This is a genomic window from Thomasclavelia sp., assembly GCF_017889095.1.
Taxonomy (GTDB): Bacteria; Bacillota_I; Bacilli_A; order Erysipelotrichales; family Coprobacillaceae; genus Thomasclavelia.
In genome coordinates this window covers 1-5,808 of sequence record NZ_JAGHEW010000057.1, presented here as the reverse complement: position 1 = coordinate 5,808, position 5,808 = coordinate 1, and the positions used below count along the sequence as shown (strand labels likewise).

The following is a 5,808-nucleotide window of genomic DNA, read 5'->3' as shown; positions in this document are numbered from 1 at the left end:
CTTTCAGATAAGGAAAAACTGATTGTTGCTTATCATGAAATTGGTCATGCTTTAGTTGCCGCTAAACAAAGTGATTCTGCGCCAGTTCGTAAAATAACGATCATTCCAAGAACTTCAGGAGCTTTAGGTTATACATTACAAGTTGACGAAAATGATCATTTTTTAATGACTAAAGAAGAATTAGCCAACAAAATTGCCACATTAACCGGTGGTCGGGCCGCTGAAGAACTTATTTTCAATAAAGTGACAACCGGAGCTTCAAATGATATTGAACAAGCAACCAAGATAGCCAAAGCCATGGTTACTCGTTATGGAATGGATGATCGTTTTGGAATGGTAGCAATGGAAAGTCAGATCAATCAATATTTAGGTGGCGATAGTTCAATGTCATGTTCAAATCAAACACAAGCTGAAGTTGATGAAGAAGTTAGAAAATTAATCAAAACCCAGCAACAAAAAGCAAGACGGATTCTCGAAGAAAATACTGGAAAATTACATGAATTATCTAAATATCTATATGAAAACGAAACAATCACTGGTGAACAATTTATGAAGATTTTAATGCAATAAATTTTTAGACTAAAGGGTAGGAAACTGCCCTTTAGTAATATAAAGATAAATTAAATTAATACCTATAAATATTTGCCATCTTAATTAAGTTGTGATATTCTTGAAGAAGAAAGTGGTGATAAAGATGGCAAAATATGAAAATGTAGCTAATGAAATAATTGAAAGAATTAGACAAGGTGAATTTAAACAAAATGGTAAATTACCAACTGAAGATGAAATGATTACTCAATATCAAGTATCTAGAAATACAATTCGTTCAGCATTGAAGTTACTAGCTAGCCAGGGAATTATTTATTCAAGACAAGGCAGTGGCTTTTATGTACGGCAGCGAAATAGCAGTAATTGTATCTCAATTACAGGTACTAATGGATTAACTCATGATTTTCCTAATAGCACGTTTTCTAATCAGGTAATTTCTGTTGAATTATTAGAAGCAGATGAAAAGTTAGCCAAACAAATGCTTTGTGAAGTGGGAGATCTAGTTTATTTTTGTAAACGAGTTCGCATCATTGATGATAAAAAATTTGCTTTAGAATTAAGCTATTATAGTAAAAAAATCGTTCCTTATTTAGGTAGAGAAATTGCCCAGCAGTCAATTTATAGTTATTTACAAAACGACTTAAAATTAAAATTCGGTTTTGCCGATAAACACATTAGTGCAATTAAATTATCAAAAGAAGAGGCTGAATTATTAGATTTACAAGAAAATGATCCTGGATTAGTAATTGCCGATACTGTTTATTTAGATAATGGATTATTATTCAATGTATCAAAAGTCATTTATAATTATAAATACGCTAATTTCTATGCTGTAGCAATGCGTTAGATGTCATAATTTGACATCTTTTTTATTTTCTTTTATGAAACCCTTTACATTTCAACTTAATGGTGTTAATATACATTTGTACCAACAAATTAAACAAGTAACAATGAAAGGGGAAAGGAAATGAAAAAAGCATTAAAAGCAATAATTGCGGTATTTATATCATTAACTGCAGTAGTACCGGTATTTGCAGTTGATGATCAAGTATTATTAGAAGATGGTGTAGAAGTAAGTATGTCATCATCAGAAATGGATCCTGCTTCAACTGCTTTAAATCCGGGCGATGCAGGAACAGCAAGAAGTAGTGAATGGTTTAAAAGTGACCTAACTGAAGTAAAAAATAAAAATACTCAATTTGATTCATTGGATTTAGTATCTTTAGAAGGAGTTGCAACTATTCAAATTGATGATGACAAAACTTATCAGAACTTTTTAGGAATGGGAAGTTCAATTGATGAAGCTAGTGTTAATAATCTTATGAAAATGGATGAAAGTACTCGTCAAGAAGTCTTAGATACATTGATTGATCCAGTAAATGGATTAGGATATACGTTATTTAGACTTACTATTGGTACATCAGATTTTGCGGCAGCTGATTTTTACACATATTATGATACAGTTCCTGAAGATGGTAATTATGATTGGTATAATGAAACAGGAAAGGGATTTTCGATTGAAAAAGACTATGCATATCATATTATTGATACAGTAAAACAAATTCAAGCTACTGCAAGTAAATATGGAGTAGCTGATGATATTAAATTTTTCGCTTCTTCTTGGACACCACCAGGATGGATGAAAGATATGTCTCAAGGAATGGATTCAGTAAATCGTATGTTTAGTATTGCTATGATGATGTGTGAACGAACTTATGGTAAAGATAGTCCTGAATATAAACGTTGGGAAGAAAAATCTAAAAATGAGTATAACTATTTTGGTGGTGCTTTAAAAGACGAATATGTAGATGAATTAGCTAAATATTATGTACGTTATATTGAAGAATATGCTAAAGCAGGTATTGATATTTATGCAATTACATTACAAAACGAACCAGAAAATGTAACAGCTTATCCTAGCTGTTTGATGACTGCTCAACAACATGCACAATTATCTAATTATATTAGACAAGAATTAGAAAACAGCACAATCTTATCAGATTGTCAAAAGGAAGTAAAATTGTGGGGATTTGATCACAATTTTAGTGAAGGAATGAATTGGGCTGATATCATGTATAATACTGAAAATTCATTAGATGGAATAGCTTTGCATGATTATTCTGGTACACCTGATCAAATGCAAGAAATTTCAGTTAAGTATCCTGACAAAACTGTAACTGTAACAGAACGTTCATTATGGGGTACTTATGGAATGAATAGAATTGTTGAATATTTTAGAAACAATGCTATTAGTTATAATGCATGGGTAACAATATTAGACCAGAATTGTGAAACACATCAATTTTTATTTACATGCGATCCGACTTTGTTAATCCAAGACGTTGATAATAGAAATAACTATCGTATCAGCCCAGAAGCTTACATGATGGGACAGTTTACTAAATATATTCGCCCAGGATATGTTCGGGTTGATTCAACTGATACTATTGGAACTAATGACTTTGGTATCTCAAATGTCGTTTTCAAAGATCCGGATACTGGTAAATTAGTTATGGTAGTAGTTAATAACTCTAATGAAGATCAAACATTTACTGCTGCCTGTGATGATTATCAGTTTAGTGCCACAGTTCCAGCATGTAATGTTGCAACTTATCAATGGAATCCAAATGATATTGATGTAAGTGCACCAAATATTTCCGGAAATGATGCAACGATTTATGTCGGCGATACAACTGATTTAAAAACAATTTTAAACTTAAAAGTTACTGATGATAAAGATGGTGAAATTAGTGAATATACAATTAATGATAATGGTTATAACTGTCAAAAAGCTGGTAAATATGTAATTGAAGTAAGTGCCAGCGATAAAGCAGGAAATGAAACAAAAGCTAATTTTACAGTAACTGTTAAAGAAAAAGAAGCAGTAGTAGAAAATACGGAAAATAAAGGAGATTCAACTAATAAACCTACAAAACAAGAAACAACTAATTCATCTAATGCAGTTAAAACTGGAGATGAAAGCCAATTAGAAATCTATGGTGCTGTTGTTTTAGGATTAGCAGTTATTGGTGGTGTATATCTTACTAGAAAAAAATTAATTAAAAAATAATTAAAAGTCCCGATGATGGGACTTTTTTAAATAATATTGATAAAAAGGTTTGAATTGACAAATAAATGTACTATCACTTATAATATCTTTGATTAATGAAGATTAGTTATTAAGACAATTAATCTAAAATCAAACAACAACATTTCTATTTATATCATATATATAACTTCACTCTACTTATCAAAGATAAAACAAATCAATCTTATTTTAAAAACTAAATAGAGTCATCACTAAAATAGTTATTTATTATTAGTAGATGTTGGCTAATCTTCTAAAATAATAAACAGGAAAGGAAATTTAAATGAAGGCAAGTGACAGTATTTTTTTAGATGAACGAACACCTAAAGAAAAACGAGAAGAAATTGAAAGTTCGGTAAGCAATGGAGAAATTGTTACTGGGATTTTGGAAATAATGGCTGATGGTTATGGGTTTATTAGAAATTCAAATTATTTAGCTAGTCGTGAGGATGTTTACGTTTCCCAGACACAAATTCATCGTTTTAATTTAAAAACTGGTGATTTTATTACCGGTTATATTAGACAGCCTAAAGCAACTGAAAAATATAAAGCATTAATGTATACGACTCAAATTAATGGTTTGGATCCAAGTGAAGCAAGAAAAAGACAAAGTTTTGAAAGATTAACACCAATTTTTCCTAATCAAAGAATTAAATTAGATTTAGCTGATAATAGTCTTTCAATGCGAATCATTGATTTATTATCGCCAATTGGTAAGGGTCAAAGAGGGATCATTGTTTCACCACCTAAAGCTGGTAAAACAACTTTATTGAAGCATATTGCTTTATCGGTACATCAAAGTTATCCGGATATGCATTTATTGATTTTATTAATTGATGAACGTCCTGAAGAGGTAACGGATATTAAAGAAGCGATTCAAGGTGAAAATGTTGAAGTTATTTATTCAACTTTTGATGAAATGTCAGAACGTCATAAAAAGGTTTCTGAAATGACGATTGAAAGAGCAAAACGTTTAGTTGAACAGGGACAAGACGTTATGATCTTATTAGATAGTATTACGCGTTTAGTTCGTGCTTATAACTTAACAGTGACACCATCAGGTAGAACTTTATCAGGCGGTTTAGATCCAGCTTCTTTATATATGCCAAAACGTTTTTTTGGAGCAGCTCGGAATACGCGTGAAAGTGGCAGTTTGACAATTTTAGCGACTGCTTTGGTGGATACCGGAAGTAAAATGGATGATGTTGTTTATGAAGAATTTAAAGGAACCGGAAATATGGAAGTGGTGCTAAATCGCCAGTTACAAGAACGTCGGATTTTTCCGGCTATTGATATCTTAAAATCAGGAACTAGACGTGAAGATTTATTGTTGAGTGATAAAGAACAGCAGGCAATGCGAATCATTCGTAAAGGTTTTAGTGATTTAAGACCAGAACAGGCAACGGATTCATTATTATACATGTTTGAAAAAACTAAATCTAATGATGAATTAGTGGAAATGTTAATTAATAAGAAAAAAATGTAGAATATAAAAAAGTGACAAGCATTTTAAATGCTTGTCAAATTAATATAGTTCCCGTATAGTAAGTGATTAAAATTTGCTTTTAATAAAGTGAAAGATTTTTGAGAAGTGATCACAGTTAAAATATCCTTCACTTTGTACCCATGCTGGATAAGTTTCATGATTTTTTGCTAAAAAATAATATTGATAAGATAAGTTCATAAGTGTTCCCTCCTAAATGTAATAGTAATGTTTAAGTGTTTTTAAATGATTAAATGTTTTATTTTTAGTACAATGATATTATATAATATTTTTAGTGGATTAGTAGGGACAAAAGATATGAAAAAAACTAAATATTTTGTGCATCATGCACAATGGATTTGAGGTGATAATATGGGCTTTACGATTGAAGATGCATTAGTTCAAACTCAGGATTTATATCATTTAAAACTGATTGCTGGTAAAGAAGGCTGCGGTAATGCCATTAGCTGGGTACACATGATCGAAGATACAACGATTATTCAACAATTATGGGGTAAGGAGCTAGCAGTAACGACAGGTTTAGGGTTTCAAAGTCATGAAGCTTTATTTGATTTTATTAAGAGTTTAGTTAAATATCATATCGTGGGATTGATTATTAATACTGGTAAGTATATTTTTGATGTTTCTCAAGATATTATTGATTATTGTAATGAACAAGAATTTCCTT

At 30.8% G+C, this 5,808-nt stretch carries 4 protein-coding genes and 1 pseudogene; all 5 read left to right on the top strand.

The features are described 5' to 3' along the window. Positions 1 to 570 (top strand): annotated as a pseudogene (locus tag J7M77_RS02485) (cell division protein FtsH); the annotation flags it as partial. Between the two features lie 124 nt (positions 571 to 694). Then, positions 695 to 1,396: a GntR family transcriptional regulator gene (locus J7M77_RS02480; RefSeq protein ID WP_296875624.1), complete on the top strand. Its 702-nt coding sequence runs from the start codon at positions 695 to 697 to the stop codon at positions 1,394 to 1,396. A gap of 120 nt (positions 1,397 to 1,516) precedes the next feature. Next, positions 1,517 to 3,619: a glycoside hydrolase family 30 beta sandwich domain-containing protein gene (locus J7M77_RS02475; RefSeq protein ID WP_296875622.1), complete on the top strand. Its 2,103-nt coding sequence runs from the start codon at positions 1,517 to 1,519 to the stop codon at positions 3,617 to 3,619. A gap of 301 nt (positions 3,620 to 3,920) precedes the next feature. After that, the gene (rho, locus tag J7M77_RS02470) at positions 3,921 to 5,123 is read left to right on the top strand and encodes a transcription termination factor Rho (RefSeq protein WP_296875620.1); all 1,203 of its coding nucleotides are present in this window, start codon (positions 3,921 to 3,923) and stop codon (positions 5,121 to 5,123) included. A 369-nt stretch (positions 5,124 to 5,492) separates the two neighbouring features. After that, the coding region (locus J7M77_RS02465; RefSeq protein WP_296875618.1) for a PucR family transcriptional regulator ligand-binding domain-containing protein at positions 5,493 to 5,808 on the top strand (316 nt) is incomplete at its 3' end.